The sequence below is a fragment of the Pseudomonas sp. 58 R 3 genome, from assembly GCF_900006605.1.
Taxonomy (GTDB): Bacteria; Pseudomonadota; Gammaproteobacteria; order Pseudomonadales; family Pseudomonadaceae; genus Aquipseudomonas; species Aquipseudomonas salomonii.
In genome coordinates, this window is the sequence record NZ_CVTT01000052.1 from 306,068 (window position 1) to 330,951 (window position 24,884).

Consider the following 24,884-nt stretch of genomic DNA (forward strand, 5'->3'; position numbering starts at 1 on the left):
CCGCGTCGCGTAGATGATCAGGCCACATCAATCAACATCGCAGAGAATCCGTCATGAGTGAAGCCAAGCTTGCAGCCCTGCATTTCGCCGAAGCACCGCACATCACCTCCAGCACGCTCCCCGGCCCCAAAACGTGCGAGGCCCTGGCGCTTTCGGCGCGTACCGAGTCGATGGCACGCGGCGGCGGACGCATGCCGATCGCCATGGACCGTGCCTTCGGCGCAACCTTCAAGGACCCGGACGGCAACACCTACATCGACCTGTCCGCCGGCGTCGGTGTCAGCAGCGTAGGCCGCTGCCACCCCAAAGTGGTGCAGGCGATTCGCGAACAGTCCGAAGTGCTGATGCATGCCCTGGAAATCAACAGCACCCGGCGTACCGAGCTGGCCGCCAAGCTGTCCGAAATCGCGCCCGACGGTTTGCGTGGCGACTGCATCACCTTCTTCACACAAAGCGGCAGTGATGCGCTGGAGGCGGCGATCAAGTTTGCCAAGCGCATCACCGGGCGGCACCAGATCATCGCCTTCCATGGCGGCTACCACGGCGTGTGGAACGCTTCGGGTTCGCTGACCACCGGCACGGCCTACCGCAAGGGTTTTGGCGCGCAGATGGGCGGCGTGATTCATGCGCCCTACCCTTACGCCTACCGCTTCCCCTTCGACACCACCCACAAAAGCGCCGAGCAAATCGCCGGCGAGTACATCGACTACCTGTTGAACACGCCCTACACCGCCGCCGATGACGTGGCGGCCGTGATCGTGGAACCGGTACAGGGCGAAGGCGGCTACGTGCCCCCATCGCCGCAATTCCTGCAGTTGCTGCGCAAAGCCTGCGACCGCAGCGGCACACTGCTGATTGTTGATGAAGTACAGTCCGGCGCCGGCCGCACCGGCAAAATGTGGGCGGTCGAACACTCCGGCGTGAAGCCCGACATGCTCACCTTCGGCAAAGGCATCGGCAGCGACCTGCCTATGGCCGGCCTGATCATGCGCTCCGACCTGGCGGCGAAGATCCCCGACGGTTCCATGCCCAACACATTCGCCGCCAACTCGTTGTCGGCCGCGGTGGCACTGACCAACATCAGCATCCTCCAGGATCCCGAACTCGACCTGCTCAACCGCGCCCACACGCTGGGGCTCGAGGCACAAGCGCATATTCGTGGTTTCAACAGCCCGTTGGTCGGTGAAGTGCGCGGGCGCGGCCTGATGATCGGCATCGAACTGATCGAAGACCCGCTCACCAAGGCGCCCCTGGCGGGCGAGAAGATCGGCCAACTGATGGGCTACCTGCTCAACCACGGCGTGCTGATGATTCCCTGCGGCCGCTACAGCAACGTGATGCGCGTGATGCCCTCGCTGACGATCTCCCGCGAACTGTTCTTCAAGGCACTGGACATCTTCGGCGACGCCCTGGCGTCCCTCAAGGCGTGAACCTGCCCACTATTCGAGGACCGCAACATGACTGAGCACTTGAATCATTTCATCGAAGGTACGCCCAGCGAGGCCTTCGACCGTCGTCGTATCGACCTGGTCAGCCCCGTGACCGAGCAGGTGTATGGCAGCTCCGCGCGCGGCACCCGCGAGGACGTGGACCGTGCCGTGGCGGCTGCACGCCGGCAACTCGATGGTGGCGAGTGGAGCCAACTCGACGGCGCCCAGCGTGGCCGACTGTTGTCAAAACTGGCCGACCTGGTTGAGCGCGACAGTGAACGGCTGGCCGATCTGGACGCCAACGCTATCGGACGCTCCCCCATCGAACCGCGCCGAATGGACCTGCCCAACGCGATTGCCAACCTGCGCGCCGCCGCCGGCTGGGCCAACCAACTCGAAGGTCGTACCATTCCCACCGGTGGCTACTTCGGCACCAAAACCCTGTCGTACACGGTGCGCGAACCCGTTGGCGTAGTGGGTGCCATCGTGCCCTGGAACTCGCCGCTGATGATCACGGTGTGGAAGCTCGCCGCGTTGCTGGCGGCAGGCTGTACCGTCGTGATCAAACCATCGGAAGAAACCCCGCAGTCAGCCTTGCACCTGGCACTGCTGGCGCAGGAAGCCGGCTTCCCGGACGGCGTGATCAACGTGGTCACCGGCTACGGCAATGAAGTGGGTCGCGCCCTGTGCGAGCATCCGGATGTCGCCAAGATCAGCTTCACCGGCAGCCCCGAGGCCGGGCGCGAGATCCAGCGCACCGCCGGTGTGTTGTTCAAGCGCGTGGCCTTGGAGCTGGGCGGCAAGAGCCCACAGATTGTGTTTGACGATGCCTCCTTCGACGACGCCCTGCGCGGCTGTACGCTCGGTCTTTTCGCCAACCAGGGCCAGGTGTGTGCAGCCGGTTCGCGGATCCTGGTGCAGCGCAGCCTCGCCGAACGTTTCGGCGCCGCGCTGGCCGAGGCCGCACAGGCGGTGAACGTCGGCGATCCTCGAACGCCCGGCGTACAGATGGGTCCGGTGGCCAAGAAGGCGCAATTCGATCGCGTCAACCGCTACATTCAATTGGGCATCGACCAAGGCGCAACGCTGCTGGCCGGCGGCGTATCGGCCCCTGAGCAGGGCTGGTTCGTGCGGCCGACCATCTTCGCCAACGCCCGCAACGACATGGACATCGCCCGAGACGAGATCTTCGGTCCCGTCGGCACACTCATTACGTTCGACAGCGAAGATGAAGCGATCGCCCTGGCCAACGACAGCCGCTACGGCCTCGCGGCCACGGTCTGGACCAGCGACCTGGTGCGGGCGCACCGTGTCGCGGCGGCGATTAAAGCCGGCGCCGTGGGCATCAACTGCTGGAGCCCCTTGGACGCCAATCTGCCCTGGGGCGGCGTCAAGACCAGCGGCATCGGGCGCGAAGGCGGGCTCAGCGGCGCGCTGGCCTACACCGAGGAGAAAGTCATCACCGTGCTGCTGCCGGGCTGAGCGCACGCGCTGTCCTGACCGAGCCACCCTTCAACATTGAGGGTGGCCATTGAACCGTGCTTCGCTCCGTGGAGAGCCTGATATGAACCCAATAGATCAACCGACAATCGATCGGTACCCGACCTCCCTGCGCGTGTTGCACTGGGTGCGTGCCGTGCTCGTCCTGGGCTTGCTGTGGGTCGGCTGGCACATGACCGGCATGAACGATGAAGTGGCGAGCAAATTCGAGCTCTATTATCCGTGGCACAAGTCCTTCGGGGTGTTGACGTTCCTGGTGGTCCTGACTCAGCTCGCCGTGCGTTTTCGCACCCCCAAGCTGCCGCAGCCACTGGAAACCCTGGCGGGGTATGAACGGTTCCTGTCCCGCCTGACCCAGCGCGTCATGTATGTACTGCTGGTGATCGTGCCGTTGATGGGCTATTCGATGTCGAGCACCTACACAATGAGCGACGGGGTGTTCTTTTTTGGGGTTAACCTGCCGGAGCTGTTGCCAAAGAATGACGATTGGTTCGCGGTGTTCCAATGGCTGCACAAAGTCCTCGCCTACACGTTGCTGGTCCTGATCGTGCTGCATGTGGCGGGCGCCCTCAAGCACCGCTTCTACGACCGCGACCCGCGCAACGACGTGTTGCGCCGCATGCTCTGACAGGATGAAGCGTTGACGCAAAACGTCAACGCCTGCTCGGACCCGCAACAAACCTCAATGACGACTCAGAACGTCGCCCACGCAATGAACTGCATGTACGTGCTGGTGGATGCGTCGCGGCTCTGCCGGCCACCGTTCCCCAGCCATTGCTGCGACTTGTAGAAACCGACCAGCGACGAGAGCGTGATGTTATCCGCGACGGCCCCATCCACCAACAGATCGACCTCCTGCGCAGCGAAATCCAGCTCATGGCGGCGGGAAAGCTATGCCCGGTCAGTTAAGAGATAGAACGGGCGACTAATAACCTGTAGCGAGCGGGTTTGCCACAGTTACAGTGTTCCTCCTTAACTGACGGGCATTAGCAAGGGCTGCCAATCCAACCGGCCGGTTAGCGCGCGGTATAGGCATTGATCGGCGGTATCCGCTGCCGCCAGGGCTGGGCCCGTTCCAACTGTGCGGCGAGGGCGAACAGGGTATGTTCTTCTCCGAAACGAGCGGCGAAGTGCGCGCCCATCGGCAGCCCGGCCGCGCTCCAGTGCAACGGTACCGACATCGCCGGTTGCCCGCTGGCATTGAACAGCGCGGTGAACGGCGAGTAGCTATGGAAGCGCTCGATCAACTCATCCAGGCTCAGGCGGTCATCCTGCAGGTCCAGCTCGCCGATCAATACGGGTTCACGGGCCAGGGTGGGTGTGAGGATCAGGTCGTAGTCCTGCATGAACACCGCCAGTTGACGGCCCAAGGCATGGATCCACTCCACCGCGCCGGCGTACTGCGCTCCGCTGACCTCGCCCTTGCTGCGCAAGATGATCCGAGTACGGGCTTCCAGTTCCTCGGGCTGCACCACGAAGCCGCGCATCTGGCCCAAGACGTCGACATAGTGACGGGTGCTGGCGCCAATGATGGTAAAGACCTGATCGAGAAATTCCGTCAGCACCACCGGCAGGTTCACCGGCTCGACACGATGACCCAGAGATTCGCACAGCCTGGCCGTCGCGCGCACGGACTCAAGCACCGTGCTGGACGTCGACCACGGCCCGAGTTGCTCCACCAGCGCAATACGCAACGGCCGTGGATCGCGTTGCAGCGCCGAGACATAGGGCTGTGCCTGCAAGGGCGCGGCATACGGCGCGCCCAGGTCGATACCCGCCGTCGCATCCAGCAACGCGGCACTGTCCCGTACCGACAAGGTGATGGCATGGGGCGTGCCCATCCCCGCCCAGCCTTCGCCGATCATCGGCCCCGAAGGCAACAACCCGCGACTCGGCTTGAGGCCGAACACCCCACAGCACGAAGCCGGTACGCGCAAAGACCCACCGCCGTCGTTGCCATGGGCGAACGGCACGACGCGCGCCGCCACCAGGGCTGCCGCGCCGCCGCTGGAGCCGCCCGCGCTGTGGCTGATGTTCCAGGGGTTGCGGGTGGCACCAAAGCGCGTGGACTCGGTGGAGTACGAGGTGCCGAATTCGGGCGAGGTGCTGGTGCCGACAATCACACAACCGGCACGGCGCAAACGCGTCACGAGTTCTGCGTCGAAGTGGGCGCGCGCGCCTCCCTGCGCCCGGGAACCATTGGTCATCGCCGCGCCGTTGACCGGTGAGAACAGGTCCTTGATCAAGGTCGGCACGCCGGCAAACACCCCGTCACCGGACCGCGTTGTGCGTGCGGCCTCACGGGCCGAATCGTACAAGCGCTCGGCCACGGCGTTGAGCTGCGGTTCGACCCGTTCGATGCGATCGATGACCGCCTCCAGCAGTTCGCCGGGTTGTAGCTCACCGCGCCGGAGCCACTCGGCCAATCCCGTGGCGTCTTCGGTGTCCAGCAGGTTGTGGATGTCCATTTTGATCTCCTCTTGATTACGAATGACTTGAGCCGAAAGTACGGGGAGCCGTCTTGCGTCGCGCTTGCAGGCCTGCGAGCGCCCAGACCAGGGCCGAAGCCACACTGGCGAAGGCCAGCCATAGGATGGAAAGGCGCAGGTCGCCCGAGTAGGCACTCAGCAGCGCCACCACCAACGGGCTGACAAATTGGCCGAAATACAGACAGGCGGTGAAGCCGCCCAAACCGCGCCCGCGGGTCCTGGCAGTCAAGGCATTCATCACCGGTGCCATCGCGTTGGGCACCAGCAGCCCGGCGCCCAGGCCGTGAATCAGCACCGCCAGCAATACCGCGTTGTAGCTTTGCCCGCGCATCAGCAGCCACAGTCCCGCCCCCAGTAATGTCAGGAGCAACGCATTGCAACCGGCGATACCGATGCGGCGGCGCAGCAGCGGCCAGGCCAGCGAACCGCCGAGGGTCGCCAGCAGGCTCAACCCCGCCGACAGCCCGATCAGTGTGCTCGACGTCACGCCCAGGCCGACCAGCAGAATCGGCGCCTGGATCGGTACGACAAACGTCAGGACCATACCGCTGAGAATCAGCAGGTAACCGAGCACCAAGGACAGCATCGCCACCCGCCCCTCGTCAGGCACATCAAGGGATTGCCGGCTGGCCCCGGGTTCCCAAAGCACCTTCAACATCGCGGGCACCAGCAGCAACGGCAGCAGGTACAGCAGGAACGGCTGGCGCCAGGAATGTTCGCCCAGCGCCCCACCCACCACGAAGAACAGCGCCCCCACCAGCCCGATGGTCACCACTTGCCGATTGACGTAATGCATGCGCTCCTCGCCGTGCCAATAGTCGGCGATCAGCGCAGCGCAGCAGGTCATGACCGCAGCTTCGGCGCAGCCGAACAACAGACGTATACCCACGATGGTCGGCAAATGATCGAGTACTGCCGGCAGCGCGCCGAGCACGGCATACAAGAGAGTGGCGATGATCAGGAGGGGCTTGCGCCCTACCCGGTCGGCCAACCATCCGGCCAACGGCGCGCACAATGCAATCGCCAGTGCCGGCCCGGTGACCACCAGCGGCACCAGCAAGTCGGCGCGCGATTCCAGCGGGCCAAACTCGGCGCCAAGCTTGGGCAGCACCGGCGCCACCATGACCGCGCCCATGACGGTCAAGCTACTGCCCAGCATCAGCACCAGCCCTTCGCGACGCCCGATGGCTTGACGGGGTAACGCACAATCAGAACGGAATGGGTTCATGGCCAGCCCCTCAGAAACTTTGAGAAATACGCAGCGCCACGGTGTAACCCTCGGCGCGGTTGCGGGCATCTGTTTCCTTGTAGGCATGCAGCCAGATGGGCGGCAGCCCGGGCGCGATGTAGCTCACCGCTGGCCCGACCGCCAACACCCGTGCACGGTTGCCCGATTGCAGCCCCGGCGCGTCGTCATCGCTGAATTGGCGGTAGTAGTAACCGCCCAGGCCCAGGGTCCAAGGCCCCACGTGTTGGCCCACAGCAAATTCGTGGCGGTACTCGACACCGTTTTTGTAGTCGGTCGCGGGGTTGCGGGTGTTGACGTCGACTTCAAAGCTTGAAGACACCTCGAAGCCACTGTCGGTGATGTAAGTAGCGTTGACGATCGGCGAGAACGCCCAGTGGTTGAGCCCTGGAGATACCAGGCGATTCTTGTCGTAGTCGCCGGTGGGCGCCTGGAGCTGCAATTGGGTGTTGATGAACAGATTCGGCGATAGATTCCATTGCAGGATCACCGGCAAAAACTGCACGTCGGCCAGTCGAAACGGGTCGGCTTCCAGGTGCAACGGCCCGACCGATGTCTGGACCTTCATGGAAGCGTCCATCTTGAAAAACGGCACCACCATCCCGTAGCCGTAGCTTGCGCCCAACACGGTGTGATCCGTCATGTGCATATAGGCCGCTGCGATGGACAGCACATCCAGTGAAAGATGGTTGTCGACCGCGCGCCCGCTGCGGTCCTTCTGCACATTGGCCGAATAGAACCCCGTTCGCAGCCCAACGGTCCCATAAGGCGTGGCCGGTGGCATCATCCCTGCACCGAAGTCATACACACCGACCGCTGTGGTCGGCGCGCCGTTCTCGGTGGCCTGGGCGCCGGCACAGCAACCGAGCAGGCCCAGGGTGAACAGCGTCAGACGTACGGCGTTTGCATTATTGTTGTTGATCATCGAATACCCCTCCCATCAAGTGGTGTGGGCCATCCTATTGAGCAACGCCGTGAGCGGGTTATCCGTTTTCAGCAGAGTTGAGTACGCCGCAGGGTCTGCGAAGGGCTTTCGCCAAACAGGGTGCGGTAATCGCCAGAGAACCGGCTCAGATGCCAGAACCCCCAGCGTGCCGCCACGGCCTGAACACCTTCCGATGGCGTGCCCGCTCGCAATTCACGTCGCACTGCATTGAGGCGCAATGCACGCAAATATGCCACCGGGTTGATCCCCAGGGTTTCCTGGAAACAGTACTGGAGTTTGCGCCGGCTGGCGCCGATGTGGTTGCACAGGTCCAGGATCGACAACGGCTCGTCGAGATGGCTCAGCGCGTATTCGCGAGCGCGGTCGACCATCCTTTTACGCGCGGTGGGGTTGAGGGGCGGCGCCTGATCCGGCGCAATCAGTTCCAGCACATGCAGCATCACTGTGTCGCGTATGCCGCGGCGGATCGCGTCGTGCCCCAGCAATGCATCACGCCCTTGATCGCGACCGGCCAGTTCATCGAACAATGCCGTAAGTTCATACTGCACAGTCGAGTCACCCAGGCGGTAACACTTGGGAATATCGGTAATTCGAAAGGCGTTGCCCTGGCGCTCCAGGACATATTCCAGCACGCGCTCGTCAATCGCCACGTTGAGCAAGTCAAGGTGTTGGGGAGTGTGTATCTCGGGCAGGTTATGCCCGTGGACGACCAATAGGCTGGGGTCGTGAATCGGATGCCCCGAGCAGTACACCGGGCCGTCAGCACTCAACGGCAAGCTGAAAGTGATTGACCCTTCCCAAGCCGATCCGCTCTTGATCATGGCCTGATTAGAGCGGTCGCGTGCCAGTTGCATCCAGTCCAAACGGAACTCGGTCAGCTCGCCTTCAAAGATCCCCGGCGATAACTGATCATAGCGAAGCTCCCAGCCGGGCATGTTCCGAGCGTGCTCATCGATGTCACTCGTCAGGAAACGCTGGAGGGGCGATGCCGTCCGCACCTTGCTGGAAACCGTCGGCATCAGCTCATTTTTGTTGTGCATGGACCTGACCTTTTTCAGTTACAAGGCTTACAGGTCACCTACAACGCAAGTTCCATTCCGAACTCAGGACAGGCAGCGCATTTGTGCCGAAAATGGATAGTGAGACAGGCAAGCTCGCTCGCCTTTTGTAGGACGTCTCATTTCACCAAAGCCTCACCGTTGAGGCTACCTGCCTATTACTCTGCCTGGATCATCGCAGGCGAGCGCGAAGCGGCTCAACCTTTAGCAACTGCATCTGCTGGCGATAGTCATCCGTGACCTGGCGTGACTGACTGCTGGTGCTGACACGCGGGGTAATCAGCACGATCAGTTCGGTACGCGCCTTGGACTTGCTGGCAGCGCCAAACAACCAGCGCAGGTCGGGGATTTTGCCAGGATAAGGTACCGACGTGCCGCTTTCAGCATTGTCCTGCTTGACCCGCCCCCCATCCCGCCGCCACCGGCTTAACCTCAGGACGTGCATCACCTCGGCGCGAGCGGTTCTCTGATCTACCTTCAGATCAAACATCACTTGATCGAGGTAGCTTTCATAATTGGTCTCAATACTAGGACCATACCTTTCGTCTTCAGGGGCCGCCTTAGCAATACACAAGTGGCACAGGCCCATTCCGTAGTCGCAAGTTGAAATGTACTCACGACCCCGAAAGCCTTTAGGCGTTGCCCGAGCAGGCTGAGCATCTATTTCTTTCTGCTTTTCCATAAACCAGGGAAATCCATACCCTTCCAGTGGATGACCAGGTTCGGGGCACATCCGGAGGCTTGCTTTGGATGGTTTGAAAAAGATGCTCCCTGTCTAAGCCCCAGCACTTCCTTCAATTGCGGCGTAAAAGCGTATTCGGCGCCACACCAAACGCCTTGCGAAACGCATGGCTGAAATGAGAAAAGTCAGAAAACCCGAAGTCCAGCGCCGCCTCGGACACACTGCGTACCTGGCCGCGTTCAATTGCTTCACGGCTGGCATTCAGGCGCTCTTTCCAGATCTCTGCAACGGGGGTTTTCTGGTAGCGTGCGAAGGCCCGCGTAACGGTTCGGGTGGACACGTTGTGGGCCTTGGCGATGGCTTCAATGGACAGGTCCGGCTCGGCCAGGTGTCGCTGGATGTACTTCATAATGCGGCCGTAGAGGTCCATCTCCTGATGGCTCGTCTTCAGGTCCTGGAGTTCCAGGCTGATCACAAGCAGGTCCAGCAAAGCACTTGAGTAACGCTTGGAGATGCGCTCATCCTGCAACGACGCTGGCGTGCTCGCGGCCTGATGCAACATTTCGCGCAACGGAACTACACCAGGGCGCCGGTCGTCGAGGACCATTGCGGTGAACTCCGCAATGCGCGGCAAACGCTCGGTAAGCAACGCTCGCGGAATACGGATCAAGTGGTTTTCGGTACCACCCAGGCTGAAGCGAAACGCTTGAGTTGCGTCATAAAGAAACAAATCACCCATTGCCAGGCTGGCTTTTCTGGCACCTTGTTCTATTTGGCCGTGGCCATTTCGAGCGAAACCCAACCATAAATCCTCGGCCGGACCGCTGCGCAGGTGCCGCTCGGAACGCTCCCAGTGATGCATCGGCGATGACAGCGAACAGATGTCCAGCTCGCCGACCGTATTGATGGCGAGCGCGCCATCAAAGCTGCTCTGGGACAAGGGTTTGCTATCGGCCGCCAGGCAATGCCGGCAGACCACTTCTTTCCAATAATCAAACCGACGTGCTGCGGGAACGGCAAGGGTCGAATACTGAGCGCTCGGATTCATGACACTGACCTCGACAACGATGCAACAGGCGCTTGAGAAGTTGAAACGTGCGGCCCATTTTCAGGCATGCGCAGCAAATAACAGGCCAAGCGCAGTGGCAGGCCTGCGCAGGTGCGCTGCCGTATGATGTCAATCGCAACTTTCGCTGTGCCCGGGAGGCTGTCGCGCTCCACGGCCTTCACCATTTAAGGGCACAGCACCTCACCCCAGCGACTCAGGTGCACCAGTGCGGGCCACGGGGAACGTCGGTTTCAGCGTTGTCTTTGCCAACCAAACGATTGTCTCGCCGAACAAAGCGCCGCCTCATCACCCAGCCTAATTTCCACCTCACAGCAGCTCATACCCCGCTGATGAGGCACGCCATGCACCAACACTCTTCACAACGACTGGCTGACTCCCTTTGGCTTCTGCAAAGGCGCGACCTCGCGCCTGAAGCGTCGGCTTATTGGTTGATTGAATGGGGGGCCATGAAGCTGCTGCACCGACGGCAGGTCGCCAAGCACGACCTGCCGCCGACGCGCTGATGCCCCCCCGCAGGCCTGAACGAAAATAACGAGGAGCTCAAGATGGAATCTGCAATCGACACACATCTCAAATGCCCACGCACCCTGTCCCGCCGTGTGCCCGACGAGTATCAACCGCCGTTCCCGATGTGGGTCGCGCGCGCTGACGAACAACTGGAACACGTGGTGATGGCTTATCTCGGCGTGCAATATCGCGGCGACGCCCAGCGCGAGCCTGCATTGCAGGCAATGCGTCACATCGTCGGCAGTTTCGGCCTGGTCGATGGCCCGCACACCCATGATTTGACCCATCACACCGACAGCAGCGGCTTTGATAATTTGATTGTGGTCGGGTACTGGAGAGATCCTGCAGCCCACTGTCGCTGGTTGCGCTCAGCCCAGGTGAATGACTGGTGGTGCTCGCCGCAGCGCCTCGGTGAAGGCCTTGGCTATTTCCGCGAAATCACCGCCCCGCGCGCCGAGCAGTTCGAGACGCTGTACGCCTTCCAGGAGAACCTGCCCGGTGTCGGCGCGGTGATGGATGCGACCAGTGGAGAGATCGAAGAGCACGGTTACTGGGGCTCGATGCGCGACCGCTTCCCGATCTCCCAGACCGACTGGATGAAGCCCACGAGCGAACTGCAAGTGATCGCGGGCGACCCTGCCCAGGGCGGAAGGGTCGTCGTCCTGGGGCATGACAACCTCACGTTGATTCGTTCTGGCCAGGACTGGGCGGACGCCGAGGCCGAGGAACGCTCGCTCTACCTTGACGAAATTTTGCCGACCTTGCAGGACGGTATGGACTTCCTGCGTGACAACGGCCAGCCGCTGGGCTGCTACAGCAACCGGTTCGTACGCAATATCGATCTGGACGGCAATTTTCTAGACCTGAGCTACAACATCGGTCACTGGCGCTCGGTGGAGAAACTCGAACGCTGGGCAGAATCCCACCCTACTCACCTGCGTATCTTCGTGACGTTCTTCCGCGTGGCCGCGGGCTTGAAGAAGTTAAGGCTGTACCACGAAGTGTCCGTGTCGGACGCCAAGAGCCAGGTATTCGAGTACATCAACTGTCACTCGCAGACCGGCATGTTGCGCGACGCACTGCCGCCAACAGCCTGAGCGCCATCGGCGTTTAACACCCCACCTTCTGCCTCCCAGCCACCCTTCTCGGGTGGCCCGGTCTCCCTGTGCGAGGAATAGACGATGAATAAGATCCGCCTGCTGACACTCTCCACCCTGTTGCCCGCGCTTCACGCGAACGCCGGTGAAGTCGCTCCCGGCGATTATGAGCAATATCCGGTCGGCGCTACTATCGGTGTGATTTATTACCAGCACGCCACCACGGACTCGGCCTACACCAACGGACACAAGGTCAGCTCTGACTTCAAGGTGAGCTCGGACATCGGCATCCTTCGTCTGCTCCATGTCTACGCACTCAGTGACACCGTCACCATCGACCCGCAATTCCTGTTGCCTTTCGGGCACGTCTCCAGCGCAGGTGACGCCTCAGCGCTGGGCAATGCTCGCGGCGTTGGCGACTTGACCCTCACCGCCCCGGTCAAATGGCGGTTCAACGAAGCCCGCGACACGCTCAGTATCGCCCCCTACCTGTATGTGCCGACGGGCACATATGACAAGGACGACCCGCTCAATATCGGAGAGAACCGCTGGAAATTCGAACTGCAGAGTGCCTACGTCAAACACTTCACCGAAAAATGGGCTATGGACCTGGTCGGCGGCGCTACCTGGTATGGCGACAACACTGATTACGGTGCAAATGCCGACCGCTTGAAGCAGGACGTTTCCTATGCAGCACAGATCATGGGGCGTTACATGCCAGACGCCACCACCACGTTTGGTATCGGCTTCGGGCGCACCTGGGGCGGTGAGACGAACGTCGAGCACGTCAATCAGGATAACGAGTTGGGCACCACCAACTTGCGTCTCACCGCCACCAAATTCGTCACCCCACAGGACCAGATCCAACTGCAATTGGGCAAGGACCTCTCGGTGGACAACGGCACCCATGAAGACTTGCGCATCAATATGCGTTACGCGCACATTTTTTAACGCAAGGGTCCGCGATCGCGCCCACTTGGCGCCTTTGCGCAGGGGTGTCCGCCTCAGCCAAGTCGATGTCTTTCTCAACCAAGCCTGGGACTGGATGCGCGGATTATCTTGAGCCCCTGGCCCGCTGATATTGAGAGCATGCAGTGCTCTTCGGCCACTTACGATAAGGACAGCTCAACCATGGCAATCGTACGCCCTACCCTTGAACAACTATTGGATATCTCGAGCGGCCTGCACATGCAGCTCAGCGCGGAGCAAGCCGGTGAATACCTGGCGCTTATGCAACCCAGCTTCGACGCTTATGACCTGGTTGACGAGCTGCCCGACTTCATCCCGCCGGTTCGTTACGAACGCAGCTCGGGCTATCGCCCCTCGCCCGCACACAACCCGCTCAACGCCTGGTACTTCCGAACAGAAGTCAACGGCGCCCGCGAAGGCAAACTGGCGGGTAAAACGGTTGCACTCAAGGACAATATTTCACTGGCGGGCGTGCCCATGATGAATGGTGCCAAGCCACTTGAGGGCTTCATTCCATCATTCGATGCCACGGTAGTCACCCGATTGCTGGATGCCGGCGCAACCATTCTCGGCAAGGCAACCTGCGAACATTACTGCCTGTCCGGTGGCAGTCACACCTCCGATCCTGCGCCGGTGCACAACCCCTATCGCCATGGATTCGCCTCGGGTGGCTCGTCTTCCGGCAGCGCAGCACTGGTTGCCACGGGCGAGGTCGACCTGGCAGTCGGCGGTGACCAGGGCGGGTCAATCCGAATTCCTTCCGCATTCTGCGGCACTTACGGGATGAAGCCCACCCACGGACTGGTGCCTTACACCGGGATCATGGCCATCGAGGCGACTATCGATCATGCCGGCCCCATCACGGCAAACGTGCGCAACAACGCCTTGATGCTGGAGGTCATGGCGGGATCGGATGGGCTGGATCCGCGACAAGCTGCGCCCCGGGTCGACGCTTACAGCGATTACCTGGAACGCGGTGTGAGCCGGTTGAGGATCGGCGTCCTGCGAGAAGGGTTTGAATTGGCCAACCAGGACCCGCGTGTGGCCGCCTCTGTGCGCACTGCCATCGCAGCGTTTTCGCGGCTGGGCGCGCACGTCGAAGAGGTCTCGGTGCCTGAGCACAAGATTGCCGGTTCGTTGTGGCACCCCATCGGCTGTGAAGGCCTGACCATGCAAATGATGCACGGCAATGGGGCCGGCTTTAACTGGGAAGGGCTGTATGACCTCGGGTTGCTGGACAAGCAGGCCGGATGGCGCGATCAGGCGAATGACCTGTCCGCCTCTCTCAAGCTGTGCATGTTCGTCGGTCAATACGGTCTGGAGCGCTACAACGGCCGTTACTACGCCAAGGCGCAAAACCTCAGGCGCCTGACACGCGCCGCTTATGACGCGGCATTGGCGCGCTATGACCTGCTGGTGATGCCGACCGTCCCGATCCTTGCCCAGCCCCACCCGCAGCCAGGCTGCTCGATCACCGAGTACGTGGCCGGAGCGCTGGAAATGATCGGCAATGCTTGCGCTCAGGACATCACCGGCCATCCTGCCATGTCGATTCCCTGCGGGCTGGTAGACGGCTTACCGGTCGGGCTGATGCTGGTTGGCAAGCACTATGCCGAAGGCACGATTTACCAGGCGGCCGCGGCGTTCGAGGCGTCGTTTGACTGGAAAAACAGATAGCTGGTTTTGTCCCCTGCAGCGCAAAAAGAATAAGCCGCCAGGCGCTGTCTGGAAGCTCAACGATGAGGAGTCAACCTGATGACCACGTACGAAAAGAACCCATCAACGCCGGGCGAACGAGCACAGGCACTCCTGCAGGTGCTCAAGCAAAAAGAGCTGATCCCCGACGGTTACATTGAGCACATGACACAGCTGATGGCACACGAATGGAGCCCGCAGAACGGTGCTCGAGTAGTGGCCAAGGCCTGGACCGACCCACAGTTTCGCGAACTGCTGCTAAAGGACGGTACCGCTGCGTGCGCCCAATTTGGCTATACCGGCCCGCAGGGTGAATACATCGTTGCGCTGGAAGATACGCCGGGTGTGAAAAACGTGATTGTGTGCAGCCTGTGCTCCTGCACCAACTGGCCCGTCCTGGGGCTGCCGCCGGAGTGGTACAAGGGCTTCGAGTTTCGTGCGCGCCTGGTCCGGGAGGGACGCACCGTACTGCGCGAACTGGGCACAGAGCTGCCGAGCGAAGTGGTGGTCAAGGTTTGGGATACCAGCGCCGAAAGCCGCTACCTGGTGTTGCCGGTCAGGCCTGAAGGCTCCGAACACATGAGTGAGGAGCAGCTTCAGACGCTGGTGACCAAAGACGTGCTGATCGGCGTCGCCCTGCCCCGCGTTGACTGAGAAAAACAGCGCGTCATCGTTCATTTTCCGGAGTTTCTATTATGGATGGCTTTCACGATCTCGGCGGTTTCCAGGGCTTTGGCAAAGTCCCTCACACCATCAACAGCCTGAGCTACCAACCGGTGTTCAAGCAGGACTGGGAGCACCTGGCCTACAGCCTGATGTTTATCGGTGCCGATCACTTGAAGAAGTTCAGCGTGGACGAAGTGCGCCACGCCGTCGAACGCCTGGATGTCCGCCAACATGTCGGTACCGAGTACTACGAACGCTATGTCATCGCTACCGCCACCCTGCTGGTCGAAACCGGTGTCATCACCCAGGCGGAGCTCGATCAGGCCCTGGGTTCTCACTTCAAGCTGGCGAACCCTGCGCAGGCTGAAGGCAGACCGGCGATCACCGGTCGAGCGCCGTTTGAGATCGGCGACCGAGTTACCGTGCGAGACGAGTATGTGGCCGGGCATATCCGCATGCCGGCCTATGTGCGCGGCAAGAATGGCGTAGTCCTGCACCGAACATCCGAAAAATGGCCATTCCCGGACGCGATCGGGCATGGCGACTTGAACGCGGCGCATCAGCCGACCTACCACGTCGAGTTTCGCGTGAAGGACCTGTGGGGAGACGCGGCCGACGACGGTTTCGTGGTGGTCGATCTGTTCGAAAGCTATCTGGACCATGCCGATAGCACGGTGAACGTATGATGGCCGGCGCCTTGAAAGGCCGACTGCCGGTGACCGTGCTTTCCGGCTTCCTCGGCGCCGGCAAGACCACGCTGCTCAACCATATCCTGCGCAATCGCGAAGGCCTGAGAGTGGCAGTCATCGTCAATGATATGAGCGACGTCAACATCGATGCCGAAGAGGTGCAGCGCGACGTGGCGCTGCACCGTGGTCGCGATGAGTTGATTGAAATGAGCAATGGCTGTATCTGCTGCACGCTGCGCGCCGACTTGCTCGAGCAGATCAGTGCCCTGGCACGTCAGGAGCGTTTCGATTACCTGCTCATTGAATCCACGGGGATCTCTGAGCCAATGCCGGTCGCCGAGACGTTCGCGTTCCTTGACGCGCAAGGCTTCAGCCTCAGCGAACTGGCGCGGCTCGATACCTTGGTGACGGTGGTCGACGGCAGTCGTTTTCAGGCGTTGCTCGAGTCGCCGGACACCGTGGCCCGCGACGACGCACAGGAAAATACGCCTAAACGCCATTTGGCAGACCTGCTGATCGAGCAGGTGGAATACGCCAACGTCATTCTCGTCAACAAACTGGACCTGATCGACGAGCCTGGTTACCAGGCCGTGCACGCGATTCTCGCCGGCCTTAACCCGACCGCGCGGATCCTGCCGATGGTTCAGGGTAACGTTGAATTATCCGGCATTCTCGGCACCCATCTGTTTGATTTACCCAGCCTTGCGGCATCGCCCGGCTGGATGAAAAAAATGGCGGCCAACGACGTACCGGCCTCCGAGTCGGACACCTATGGCGTGACGTCCTGGGTGTACCGCGAGCGCGCTCCATTTCACCCGCAGCGGTTACTCGACTTTCTCCAGCGCCCTTGGCGCAACGGGCGCCTGTTGCGCAGCAAGGGTTACTTCTGGCTCGCCAGCCGGCACTTGGAAACCGGCCTGCTGGTGCAAAGCGGCAAACAGTTCCAGTGGGACTATGTCGGGCGCTGGTGGACCTTCATCGAGCAGCCGCAATGGCCACGGGATGAATATCGGTTGCAGAGCATCATGACCAAGTGGGACAGCATTGTCGGCGATTGCCGGCAGGAGTTGGTTTTTATCGGCCAGGACCTGGATACCCACGCGTTACAGCACGCGCTCGACGACTGCCTGTTGAATGCTCAGGAAATCAGCGCCGGCCCTTCAACCTGGCAAGCCCTGTCGGGGGCGACAGTCTTTGACTCGCTGGCCTTATCAGCTGCGACGCAATCGCTGCAGGCTGATCCCATTTGACCGAGGCAGAGGTGTCCCATGCTTTTTTTCAGCCGAACCACCCGCTGGGCATTGACGCTGCTCGCCGACCGCCTGGAGCAGCCTGACCAGGCGAGCCCTCCCCTGTCGTCGAACAACCGGTTATTGCGCCGTATCCTGGCAAGCGTCGAACAACTGCTGCAAGAGCGACGAGCGCTCAAGGAGCAAGCCCGCGCACTGACGCTGGACGTCAACCAACTGGAAGAGCGCCTGGCCTGCAATGACACGCTGTTGCGGCAATGGGCGGCGCGCTGGGCACTGGTCACGCTGGGCGCAGGGGAACTGTTCTGGGAGCTGGAACTGGATGGAACCGTGGCACCCGCACCGGAATGCGTGATGACGTGGACCGGGTATGAGTCGGACCTGGCCCAGGCTATCGATCAGCTCGGCAGTTGGAGCAAACAGTTGCACCCGGGTGACCGGCAAGCGCATCTGGCAGCGCTCGCCAGGCACCTTGCCGATCGAAGCGGGCGCACGCCCTTGGCCCTGGACGTGCGAATGAAACCGGCAGCAGACGGTGACTATCGCTGGTACAGAATCAGCGGTGTCGCGCGACGCGATGCGCAAGGTGCCGCGCTTGCCATCGGAGGAACCGTTCGTGACATTCATGAACAGTACCTGCACAACGAGGCGCTCGAACTGGCGGCCACACGCTTCGACATTTCCCGGGAAATGCTGCATGACGGGCTCTGGGATATCGAGATAGTGGCCGGCGACCCGGCGAACCCGAAAAATACCATTTGGTGGTCGCCGCAAATGCGCCGGCTGCTGGGTTGCAACACGATTGAGGAGTTTGCTGACACCCTCGAAAGCTGGACCTCACGCTTGCACCCCGACGATAGCGCACGGGCCATCGGCGCGTTCGTCGCCCATGTGGACGACCGCAGCGGCAAGACGCCGTTTGATGTGGATTATCGACTCAAACATAAAAATGGCACTTACCGCTGGTTTCGCGGCCGTGGGCAAACGCGCCGTGGGCAGGACGGTTCCCCGCAAAGGGTGGTGGGAGCCATCACCGACATCCATGCCCACCATGAAGAAAGCACCCTGCGCGAGGCGCAGGCGCAACAACATCGGGTGATGCAGGAAACCCTCACCAAGCTGACGCAGATTGTCGCCACCATCCAGGGCATTGCCAGCCAGACCAACCTGTTGGCGTTGAATGCCGCCATTGAGGCGGCGCGCGCAGGCGAAGCCGGTCGCGGTTTTGCGGTGGTCGCCGATGAAGTGCGCAAGCTGGCCACGCGTACCAGCCAAGCGACCCAGCAAGCAGCCGAGATGATGGACAACTAGCGACATCCAGGCGCCTGCGCGGCCTGCGTGGGCACAGGACACCTTCCAACAATAATAATCAGGTACGTTATGCGCGATTACGACTCAGCAGTGTCATCCTTCGACTATCTACAGCCGGCAGACCAGGACTTGCACGGCGAACCGGGCGCCTTGAACGCCTGCATCGAATGCTGCGACCGGCACGCTCACGGCAATGCTGTGGCGTTGTATTGCGAAACGCGCGATGGCCGCGCCAGGCACTACACCTTCAGCGAACTGCAGGCGCATGCTGCGCGCTTTGGCAACTTTCTGCGAGCGCAGGGAGTGCAGCCGGGAGATCGTATTGCCGGCCTTATGCCACGCACGGTTGAATTGGTGATTGCCCTCCTGGGAGCCTGGCGCATCGGCGCGGTCTACCAACCGCTCTTTACCGCATTCGGTCCCAAGGCGATCGAGCAGCGTCTGGACTGCTCCAAGGCACGCTGGATCGTGACCGACTCCCACAATCGTCCCAAGCTGGATGAAATCCCTGGCTGCCCACCCGCAATCGTGACCGACGGCCCTGCGCAGCATCCGAGCGATTACGGTTTCTGGGACGTGCTGGGTCGTCAACACACCGACTGCACACCTGAGCTGCTGGACGCCAGCGCGCCTTTCCTGCTGATGTGCACCTCGGGCACCACAGGGCCGGCCAAGCCGCTTGAGGTGCCTTTGAGCGCCATTCGGGCTTTCAAAGGGTATATGCGCGATGCAATCGACCTGCGCGAGGACGACCATTTCTGGAACCTCGCCGACCCCGGCTGGGCATATGGCTTGTATTACGCAGTAACCGGGCCGCTGGCGTGCGGCCGGGCCACGCTGTTGCATGACGGCCCTTTCACCGTGGAAAGCACCTGCCGGATTATCGTCAAATATGCGATCAGCAACCTGGCCGGCTCGCCGACGGCTTTTCGCCTGCTGATTGCTGCCGGGGACGAGTTTGCCGCCGCCGTGCGTGGTCAACTGCGTATCGTCAGCAGCGCCGGCGAACCACTCAACCCGCAAGTCATCCGTTGGTTCGCCGAACAGCTCGGCGTGGTCATTCATGATCATTACGGCCAAACCGAAATCGGCATGGTGCTGTGCAATCACCATGGGCTGCGCCATCCGGTACGTGAGGGTTCTGCCGGCTATGCGGTGCCGGGGTACCGGATTGTCGTGCTGGATGATGCGCATCGGGAACTGCCGACCGGTCAGCCGGGCGTACTGGCGGTGGATCGCGAGCGCTCGCCCCTGTGCTGGTTCAATGGCTACTTCGGCATGCCCACCAAGGCCTTCGTCGACCGTTACTACTTGAGCGGCGATATCGTGGAGCTTAATGAGGACGGCAGTATCAGCTTTGTAGGCCGTAACGACGATGTGATCACCACGTCCGGCTACCGCGTGGGGCCTTTCGATGTCGAGAGTGCGCTGATCGAACATCCGGCAGTCGTCGAAGCCGCGGTGATCGGCAAGCCCGACCCGCAACGCACCGAGCTGATCAAGGCGTTTGTCGTGCTGACCCACCGGTACCTGCCAAGCGCCGAGCTGGCCGAAATACTGCGCCTGCATGTCAAACAGCGTCTAGCTGCACATGCTTACCCGCGGGAAATCGAATTCGTCGAACAGTTGCCCAAGACCCCAAGTGGCAAGTTGCAGCGGTTCATTCTGCGCAACCAGGAAATTGCCAAACAGCAGGCACTCGACACATGACTCACGGGCGAACGCCCAAATCAAGGACGGCGGTGTCCGCCTGTTTTTAAGCGGACGCGATAGCCCTTAAATGCGCGAACGGAGCGCTTATACCCAGTCGTTCAAAGCCCAGGTTGTCCAGGCCAGAACCGCCGAGATTCAATCCTTGCTCAATTTGGGTATGGCCATACGGCTGCCCGCTTTGATTTCACGCAACGCCAGACTCGACTGAATAGACGCGATACCCACCTGGCGCCTCAGTACTTGTTCGATAAAGTCGCTGTAGCTATCAAGGTCCTCCGCCAACACTTGGAGCACGTAGTCGGCGTCTCCGGTGATCTTGTGGCAGGCCAATACCTCCGGCAATTGCGCAATCACTGCCTCAAAGGCGTCCGGCGCGTGATCGGCATGCGTGGAAAAGCGGATGTGCACGAATGCCATGATATCCAGCCCCAGCATTCTTCGATCAAGCGTTGCCTGATAGCCCTTTATCACCCCCGCCTCCTCCATTCTCTTGCGCCGTCGCCAGCAAGGCGTAAGGCTCAATGAAAGCCGCTCACTGAGTTCGGCATTGGAAATGCTCGCGTCCTCCTGCAATAACTCAAGAATGGCCAGATCGGTCTCATCGAGGCTGATGCGTCTGGATATATTTTTCTTCATTACGCTATTCCTGAGTTAAATCGCCCGATAAATATACAAAAGCTCAGAAACAAAGCAAAGAAATCGCGTCCTGACCAGAACAGAATATTTGCACTGGCCCACATTAACGGATGCGCAGAATGTTTACAGTTTTCAGTGATTCACACCGTCTGCACCATGGCACCGAGTTGAAGGATGGCGTGCTCAAGCCGTCGTTCGAGCAGCCCAGTCGGGCCGACACTGTTCACAACCGCGTCAAGCAAGTTGGCCTTGGCCAGATAGTCGAACCGCGCGCGTTCGACCGCTCGTGTTACGTCAACGCGCACAGCGAGCGCTACGTGAGCTTCCTGGAGAGCGCCTGGTCGCAATGGTGCGCCACAGGGCGCACCCATGATGCGCTGCCACTGGTGTGGCCTGTACGTGACTTGGCCAACGATCAGGTGCCGACGTTCATTGACGGCAAACTCGGTTTCTATGCGATGGATGCCGGCTCGCCGATCACTGCCACCACCTGGCAGGCGGTCAAGACCAGTGCCGATATCGCCCTGACGGGGCTGGCACTTATCGATGAAGGCCATGACAGTGCCTTTGCCCTTTGTCGTCCGCCGGGCCATCACGCGGCGCGTGAATACATGGGGGGTTACTGCTATCTCAACAACGCGGCCATTGCTGCACAGCAGGCAATCACCCAGGGCGCCAAACGCGTCGCGGTACTCGACGTCGATTTTCATCACGGTAACGGCACCCAGAACATTTTTTACCCGCGCAATGACGTGATGTTCATATCGCTGCACGGCGAGCCGGCAGTGTCCTATCCCTACTATTCGGGGTTCAGCGATGAAGTCGGCGCAGGTGTTGGCGAAGGGTTCAACCTCAACTACCCGCTGCCGAAAAACACCGCCTGGGATACCTACCGCGACGCCCTGCTGCATGCCTGCAGGAAACTCCAGCAATTCTCACCGCAGGTATTGGTGATCTCACTGGGGGTCGACACCTTCAAGGACGACCCGATCAGTCACTTCCTGCTGGAAAGCGAGGATTTCATCGGGATCGGCGAACTGATAGCGAGTGTGGGTTGCCCCACCCTGTTTGTGATGGAAGGCGGCTATATGGTCGATGAAATCGGAATCAACGCGGTGAACGTACTGCATGGCTTCGAGAGCAAGCGCGCTTGAGCATCCGCCCGAAGACGGCGTGATCAACCTGAACATATAAAAACCCTGTTCCAGAGACTTGATCAGCAGCCGACCAAAGCCGCCCCCAGGCATGTGCAAGGGGCCGGCGCTGTCCACCATAAACCAACACCGTCACCCGCCATTGCATCCTGACAATGGCGCTGGTTATGCACTTTTCTGCCAAAACTCAAAAACATAAAATCAAGAGGTTTTGAAATGAAATCGAATCTATCAGAGCAGGTTGAGCAGCCTGCGCTGCAGCGCACGCTCAGTAATCGTCACATCCAGTTAATGGCAATGGGCGGAGCCATTGGTACAGGTTTGTTCATGGGCTCCGGCAAGATCATCGCCCTCTCCGGCACCTCGATCATCCTTATCTACATGATCATTGGCCTGTTCGTTTACTTCGTCATGCGTGCCATGGGCGAAATGCTGCTGTCCAATTTGAATTTCAAGACCTTTGCGGATTTTGCCGGCGCCTACCTGGGGCCTCGCGCTGCGTTTTTTCTCGGCTGGTCCTATTGGCTGAGCTGGAGCGTTGCAGTGATCGGCGATGCCGTCGTTGTCGGCGGGTTTTTCCAGTACTGGTTCCCCTATCTGCCTGCCTGGATACCGGCGATCGGGATGCTGGCGACACTGTTTGCCTTGAACGTGCTGACGGTCAGGCTTTTCGGTGAAGTCGAATTCTGGTTCGCGATCATTAAGATCATCGCCGTCGTGACGCTTATCGGGGTCAGCATCGTACTGATTGCCAGCTCGTTCGTTTCGCCCAATGGCGTCACCGCGTCCCTGGGCCATCTGGTGGATAAGCAGGCTGCATTCCCTAATGGCTTGCTTGGGTTTTTTGCCGGTTTTCAGATGGCGATATTCTCATTTGCCGGCACCGAGTTGATCGGCACCGCTGCAGCGGAAACCCGTGCTCCGGAGAGGACGTTACCCAAGGCAATCAACTCGATTCCGCTGCGAATCATCCTGTTCTACGTGTTGGCATTGGCCTGCATTATTGCCGTGACGTCCTGGCAACAGGTTTCACCGGTAAAAAGTCCTTTTGTCGAACTGTTCCTCGTCGCAGGCTTTCCCGCAGCAGCCGGCATCGTTAACTTCGTGGTCCTGACATCCGCCGCGTCATCGGCCAACAGTGGCGTATTCTCCTCCAGCCGCATGCTGTTCGGGCTGGCCAATCAAGACAACGCTCCGGGTGTCTTTCGGCGTCTATCGGGCAACAGCGTGCCTCTGTTGAGCCTGGCCTTCACGACACTGTTGATGCTGTCAGGCGTGCTCGTGCTGTTCATCGTTCCGGAAGTCATGACGGCATTCACCATCGTGTCCACCGTGTCGGCGATTCTGGTGATCTTCACGTGGTCGACCATCCTCGCGTCTTACATTGCCTATCGCAAAAAACGTCCTGAGCTTCACGCCAAATCTGCTTACAAGATGCCAGGCGGCGTGCCAATGGCCTGGTTGTCACTGGCTTTTATGGGCTTCGTGCTCTGCCTGCTGGCATTGAGACCTGACACACGCGTTGCGTTGATGGTCATGCCGGGGTGGTTCATATGGCTGGCAATTGCCTATCAGCTGACACGTAGCAGGAAACCAAAAACCGCCGTTGAATCGGCAGGTCAATTCGGTTGAGTCAAAAGGCGGACTTCAACCGGCAACGACCACGGCGCAGAACCCCACACGGGCACGCCTCAGCGGTTGATTAAAACAAAATAAAAAAGGCGCTCCGCAGAGCGCCTTAAACACACTTATTGCAGGCTTACTTGACGCTGGTCTGGCTTGCCGGCAGTACCGATCTCAATACGTTTTGGCTTGGCTTCTTCGGGTATGACCCGAAGCAGCTCGATGGCTAACAGACCGTGGGTGAGCGCTGCACCTTGCACTTCGATATGGTCAGCCAGCCGGAAGGACAAGCGGAAGGCGCGTTGCGCTATCCCTTGGTGCAGGTAAGTCACCTTCTCGTCGTTTTCACGTTTTCCACCAGAAACGCTCAATACGCCATTTTCAACCTGAATGTCTATGTCCTCCTCAGTAAGACCCGCCACTGCAATCACAATGCGGTATTGATCCTCACCATGCTTCTCCACGTTATGCGGTGGATAGGTATTACCAGCCTCACTACGAAGCGCTGATTCAAACAGGTCGTTGAAGCGATCAAAACCCACAGATTGACGAAACAGAGGGGCCAAAGAAAGAGTAGTAGCCATAGTAAATCTCCTGAGTGTTCTCCAAGTGATTTAAGACGCGACCCGTTTGCGGCATCGCGTAGAACCGAAAATAGGTGCTACCAAAACGTTTTCAAGAGCCCCTCGAAAATTTTTTTCAACTCGATTGTTTGGGCAGGCGGAGCCCGATCCTGCGCGGCTCCGGGTAGGTAGATGCAGTACTCACTGATCAGAGGCGAGCAGCTTTTTAACTTCGGCAATGATCAAGTCGATGTTGAATGGTTTCGACACTACCGCATCAAACAGATCCGATCTCTGCATGCCGATGTGTGCCTGAGCACCGCTCATCAGAATGATCGGCAATTGATTCGCGCAAGGGAGGGCTCGAACGGCTGTGGCGAATTCCAGGCCGTCCATCACGGGCATCATAAAATCGGTGATGATCAAGGCTGGCCTTTCTCTATCCAGCACTTCCAGTCCTTTTCGACCATTGCTGGCAGTCACCACCATGAACCCCTCATCCTCCAGTGCGAAGCTGAGAATGTCAGCGATCAAGTACTCGTCGTCGACGACCAGGATGGTGGTCATGTTAATTCAACCCACTCAAAAAGC

At 60.2% G+C, this 24,884-nt stretch carries 21 protein-coding genes and 1 pseudogene; 13 read left to right on the forward strand and 9 right to left on the reverse strand.

Annotation, left to right across the window (positions count from 1 at the left end):
* The first annotated feature begins 53 nt into the window (after positions 1-53).
* The 3 genes from BFP92_RS15230 to BFP92_RS15240 all read left to right on the forward strand — a co-directional run bounded on the left by BFP92_RS15230 (position 54) and on the right by BFP92_RS15240 (position 3,558).
* A complete protein-coding gene (locus BFP92_RS15230; protein ID WP_065930144.1) occupies positions 54-1,430 on the forward strand; it encodes an aspartate aminotransferase family protein in 1,377 nt (458 codons plus the stop codon).
* A gap of 27 nt (positions 1,431-1,457) precedes the next feature.
* The gene (locus tag BFP92_RS15235; RefSeq protein WP_065930145.1) at positions 1,458-2,912 is read left to right on the forward strand and encodes an aldehyde dehydrogenase family protein; all 1,455 of its coding nucleotides are present in this window, start codon (positions 1,458-1,460) and stop codon (positions 2,910-2,912) included.
* A gap of 82 nt (positions 2,913-2,994) precedes the next feature.
* Entirely contained in the window at positions 2,995-3,558 is a 564-nt protein-coding gene (locus tag BFP92_RS15240; RefSeq protein ID WP_065930146.1) for a cytochrome b, read from the forward strand.
* Positions 3,559-3,946: 388 nt separating this feature from the next.
* On the opposite strand, the gene BFP92_RS15245 is transcribed toward BFP92_RS15240, so the two are convergent.
* The 6 genes and pseudogenes from BFP92_RS15245 to BFP92_RS15270 all read right to left on the reverse strand — a co-directional run bounded on the left by BFP92_RS15245 (position 3,947) and on the right by BFP92_RS15270 (position 10,399).
* Entirely contained in the window at positions 3,947-5,398 is a 1,452-nt protein-coding gene (locus tag BFP92_RS15245; RefSeq protein WP_065930147.1) for an amidase, read from the reverse strand.
* Positions 5,399-5,414: 16 nt separating this feature from the next.
* The gene (locus tag BFP92_RS15250; protein WP_065930148.1) at positions 5,415-6,647 is read right to left on the reverse strand and encodes an MFS transporter; all 1,233 of its coding nucleotides are present in this window, start codon (positions 6,645-6,647) and stop codon (positions 5,415-5,417) included.
* Positions 6,648-6,657: 10 nt separating this feature from the next.
* A complete protein-coding gene (locus BFP92_RS15255; protein ID WP_065930149.1) occupies positions 6,658-7,590 on the reverse strand; it encodes a SphA family protein in 933 nt (310 codons plus the stop codon).
* A 68-nt stretch (positions 7,591-7,658) separates the two neighbouring features.
* Positions 7,659-8,651 carry a helix-turn-helix domain-containing protein gene (locus BFP92_RS15260; RefSeq protein ID WP_065930150.1) on the reverse strand — a complete coding sequence of 331 codons (993 nt, stop codon included), beginning with the start codon at positions 8,649-8,651 and terminating at the stop codon, positions 7,659-7,661.
* 190 nt (positions 8,652-8,841) lie between these two features.
* Positions 8,842-9,078: pseudogene (locus tag BFP92_RS31270) on the reverse strand (type II secretion system protein GspD); the annotation flags it as partial.
* Between the two features lie 385 nt (positions 9,079-9,463).
* Positions 9,464-10,399 (reverse strand): AraC-like ligand-binding domain-containing protein, encoded by a 936-nt coding sequence (locus BFP92_RS15270; protein ID WP_065930152.1) that lies wholly within the window; start codon positions 10,397-10,399, stop codon positions 9,464-9,466.
* A 566-nt stretch (positions 10,400-10,965) separates the two neighbouring features.
* On the opposite strand from BFP92_RS15270, the gene BFP92_RS15275 reads away from it, so the two are divergent.
* From BFP92_RS15275 to BFP92_RS15310, 8 genes are all read left to right on the forward strand, one after another.
* Positions 10,966-12,024, forward strand: a complete 1,059-nt coding sequence (locus tag BFP92_RS15275; RefSeq protein ID WP_065930153.1) for an aliphatic aldoxime dehydratase — start codon at positions 10,966-10,968, stop codon at positions 12,022-12,024.
* An 84-nt stretch (positions 12,025-12,108) separates the two neighbouring features.
* On the forward strand, positions 12,109-12,975 hold the full coding sequence (locus tag BFP92_RS15280; protein WP_065930154.1) for a transporter: 867 nt from the start codon (positions 12,109-12,111) through the stop codon (positions 12,973-12,975).
* 180 nt (positions 12,976-13,155) lie between these two features.
* Positions 13,156-14,670 (forward strand): amidase, encoded by a 1,515-nt coding sequence (locus BFP92_RS15285; protein WP_065930155.1) that lies wholly within the window; start codon positions 13,156-13,158, stop codon positions 14,668-14,670.
* Positions 14,671-14,748: 78 nt separating this feature from the next.
* The gene (gene nthA, locus BFP92_RS15290) at positions 14,749-15,342 is read left to right on the forward strand and encodes a nitrile hydratase subunit alpha (protein WP_065930156.1); all 594 of its coding nucleotides are present in this window, start codon (positions 14,749-14,751) and stop codon (positions 15,340-15,342) included.
* Positions 15,343-15,383: 41 nt separating this feature from the next.
* Positions 15,384-16,040: a nitrile hydratase subunit beta gene (gene nthB, locus BFP92_RS15295; protein WP_065930157.1), complete on the forward strand. Its 657-nt coding sequence runs from the start codon at positions 15,384-15,386 to the stop codon at positions 16,038-16,040.
* Entirely contained in the window at positions 16,037-17,293 is a 1,257-nt protein-coding gene (locus BFP92_RS15300) for a GTP-binding protein (protein WP_065930158.1), read from the forward strand. The genes nthB and BFP92_RS15300 overlap by 4 nt, the downstream gene beginning before the upstream one ends.
* Positions 17,294-17,311: 18 nt before the next feature.
* Positions 17,312-18,604 (forward strand): methyl-accepting chemotaxis protein, encoded by a 1,293-nt coding sequence (locus BFP92_RS32295; protein ID WP_065930159.1) that lies wholly within the window; start codon positions 17,312-17,314, stop codon positions 18,602-18,604.
* A gap of 69 nt (positions 18,605-18,673) precedes the next feature.
* Positions 18,674-20,314, forward strand: coding sequence for an AMP-binding protein (locus BFP92_RS15310; protein ID WP_065930160.1), 1,641 nt, complete (start codon positions 18,674-18,676; stop codon positions 20,312-20,314).
* Positions 20,315-20,452: 138 nt separating this feature from the next.
* Here the strand turns inward: BFP92_RS15310 and BFP92_RS15315 are convergent, their stop codons facing one another.
* On the reverse strand, positions 20,453-20,953 hold the full coding sequence (locus tag BFP92_RS15315; protein WP_056859928.1) for an Lrp/AsnC family transcriptional regulator: 501 nt from the start codon (positions 20,951-20,953) through the stop codon (positions 20,453-20,455).
* A gap of 119 nt (positions 20,954-21,072) precedes the next feature.
* Between BFP92_RS15315 and BFP92_RS15320 the strand changes: the two genes are divergently transcribed.
* Together BFP92_RS15320 and BFP92_RS15325 are read left to right on the forward strand one after the other, a co-directional pair.
* Positions 21,073-22,107: a histone deacetylase family protein gene (locus BFP92_RS15320; protein WP_056859927.1), complete on the forward strand. Its 1,035-nt coding sequence runs from the start codon at positions 21,073-21,075 to the stop codon at positions 22,105-22,107.
* A gap of 216 nt (positions 22,108-22,323) precedes the next feature.
* Complete coding sequence (locus BFP92_RS15325; protein ID WP_065930161.1) at positions 22,324-23,739, forward strand: amino acid permease; 1,416 nt, start codon at positions 22,324-22,326, stop codon at positions 23,737-23,739.
* Between the two features lie 116 nt (positions 23,740-23,855).
* Here BFP92_RS15325 and BFP92_RS15330 read toward each other — a convergent pair whose 3' ends face one another.
* Positions 23,856-24,314 (reverse strand): Hsp20 family protein, encoded by a 459-nt coding sequence (locus BFP92_RS15330; protein ID WP_056859925.1) that lies wholly within the window; start codon positions 24,312-24,314, stop codon positions 23,856-23,858.
* A gap of 180 nt (positions 24,315-24,494) precedes the next feature.
* Entirely contained in the window at positions 24,495-24,860 is a 366-nt protein-coding gene (locus BFP92_RS15335; RefSeq protein ID WP_065930162.1) for a response regulator, read from the reverse strand.
* Between the last annotated feature and the right edge of the window lie 24 nt (positions 24,861-24,884).

Coding starts and splice junctions, on each gene's coding strand:
- BFP92_RS15315 (WP_056859928.1), bottom strand. CDS start 20,953: ATGAAGAAAAATATATCCAGACGCATCAGCCTCGATGAGACCGATCTG.
- BFP92_RS15240 (WP_065930146.1), top strand. CDS start 2,995: ATGAACCCAATAGATCAACCGACAATCGATCGGTACCCGACCTCCCTG.
- BFP92_RS15270 (WP_065930152.1), bottom strand. CDS start 10,399: ATGAATCCGAGCGCTCAGTATTCGACCCTTGCCGTTCCCGCAGCACGT.
- BFP92_RS15235 (WP_065930145.1), top strand. CDS start 1,458: ATGACTGAGCACTTGAATCATTTCATCGAAGGTACGCCCAGCGAGGCC.
- BFP92_RS15335 (WP_065930162.1), bottom strand. CDS start 24,860: ATGACCACCATCCTGGTCGTCGACGACGAGTACTTGATCGCTGACATT.
- BFP92_RS15285 (WP_065930155.1), top strand. CDS start 13,156: ATGGCAATCGTACGCCCTACCCTTGAACAACTATTGGATATCTCGAGC.
- BFP92_RS15260 (WP_065930150.1), bottom strand. CDS start 8,651: ATGCACAACAAAAATGAGCTGATGCCGACGGTTTCCAGCAAGGTGCGG.
- nthB (WP_065930157.1), top strand. CDS start 15,384: ATGGATGGCTTTCACGATCTCGGCGGTTTCCAGGGCTTTGGCAAAGTC.
- nthA (WP_065930156.1), top strand. CDS start 14,749: ATGACCACGTACGAAAAGAACCCATCAACGCCGGGCGAACGAGCACAG.
- BFP92_RS15230 (WP_065930144.1), top strand. CDS start 54: ATGAGTGAAGCCAAGCTTGCAGCCCTGCATTTCGCCGAAGCACCGCAC.
- BFP92_RS15330 (WP_056859925.1), bottom strand. CDS start 24,314: ATGGCTACTACTCTTTCTTTGGCCCCTCTGTTTCGTCAATCTGTGGGT.
- BFP92_RS15245 (WP_065930147.1), bottom strand. CDS start 5,398: ATGGACATCCACAACCTGCTGGACACCGAAGACGCCACGGGATTGGCC.
- BFP92_RS15320 (WP_056859927.1), top strand. CDS start 21,073: ATGTTTACAGTTTTCAGTGATTCACACCGTCTGCACCATGGCACCGAG.
- BFP92_RS15325 (WP_065930161.1), top strand. CDS start 22,324: ATGAAATCGAATCTATCAGAGCAGGTTGAGCAGCCTGCGCTGCAGCGC.
- BFP92_RS15280 (WP_065930154.1), top strand. CDS start 12,109: ATGAATAAGATCCGCCTGCTGACACTCTCCACCCTGTTGCCCGCGCTT.
- BFP92_RS15255 (WP_065930149.1), bottom strand. CDS start 7,590: ATGATCAACAACAATAATGCAAACGCCGTACGTCTGACGCTGTTCACC.
- BFP92_RS15310 (WP_065930160.1), top strand. CDS start 18,674: ATGCGCGATTACGACTCAGCAGTGTCATCCTTCGACTATCTACAGCCG.
- BFP92_RS15250 (WP_065930148.1), bottom strand. CDS start 6,647: ATGAACCCATTCCGTTCTGATTGTGCGTTACCCCGTCAAGCCATCGGG.
- BFP92_RS15300 (WP_065930158.1), top strand. CDS start 16,037: ATGATGGCCGGCGCCTTGAAAGGCCGACTGCCGGTGACCGTGCTTTCC.
- BFP92_RS32295 (WP_065930159.1), top strand. CDS start 17,312: ATGCTTTTTTTCAGCCGAACCACCCGCTGGGCATTGACGCTGCTCGCC.
- BFP92_RS15275 (WP_065930153.1), top strand. CDS start 10,966: ATGGAATCTGCAATCGACACACATCTCAAATGCCCACGCACCCTGTCC.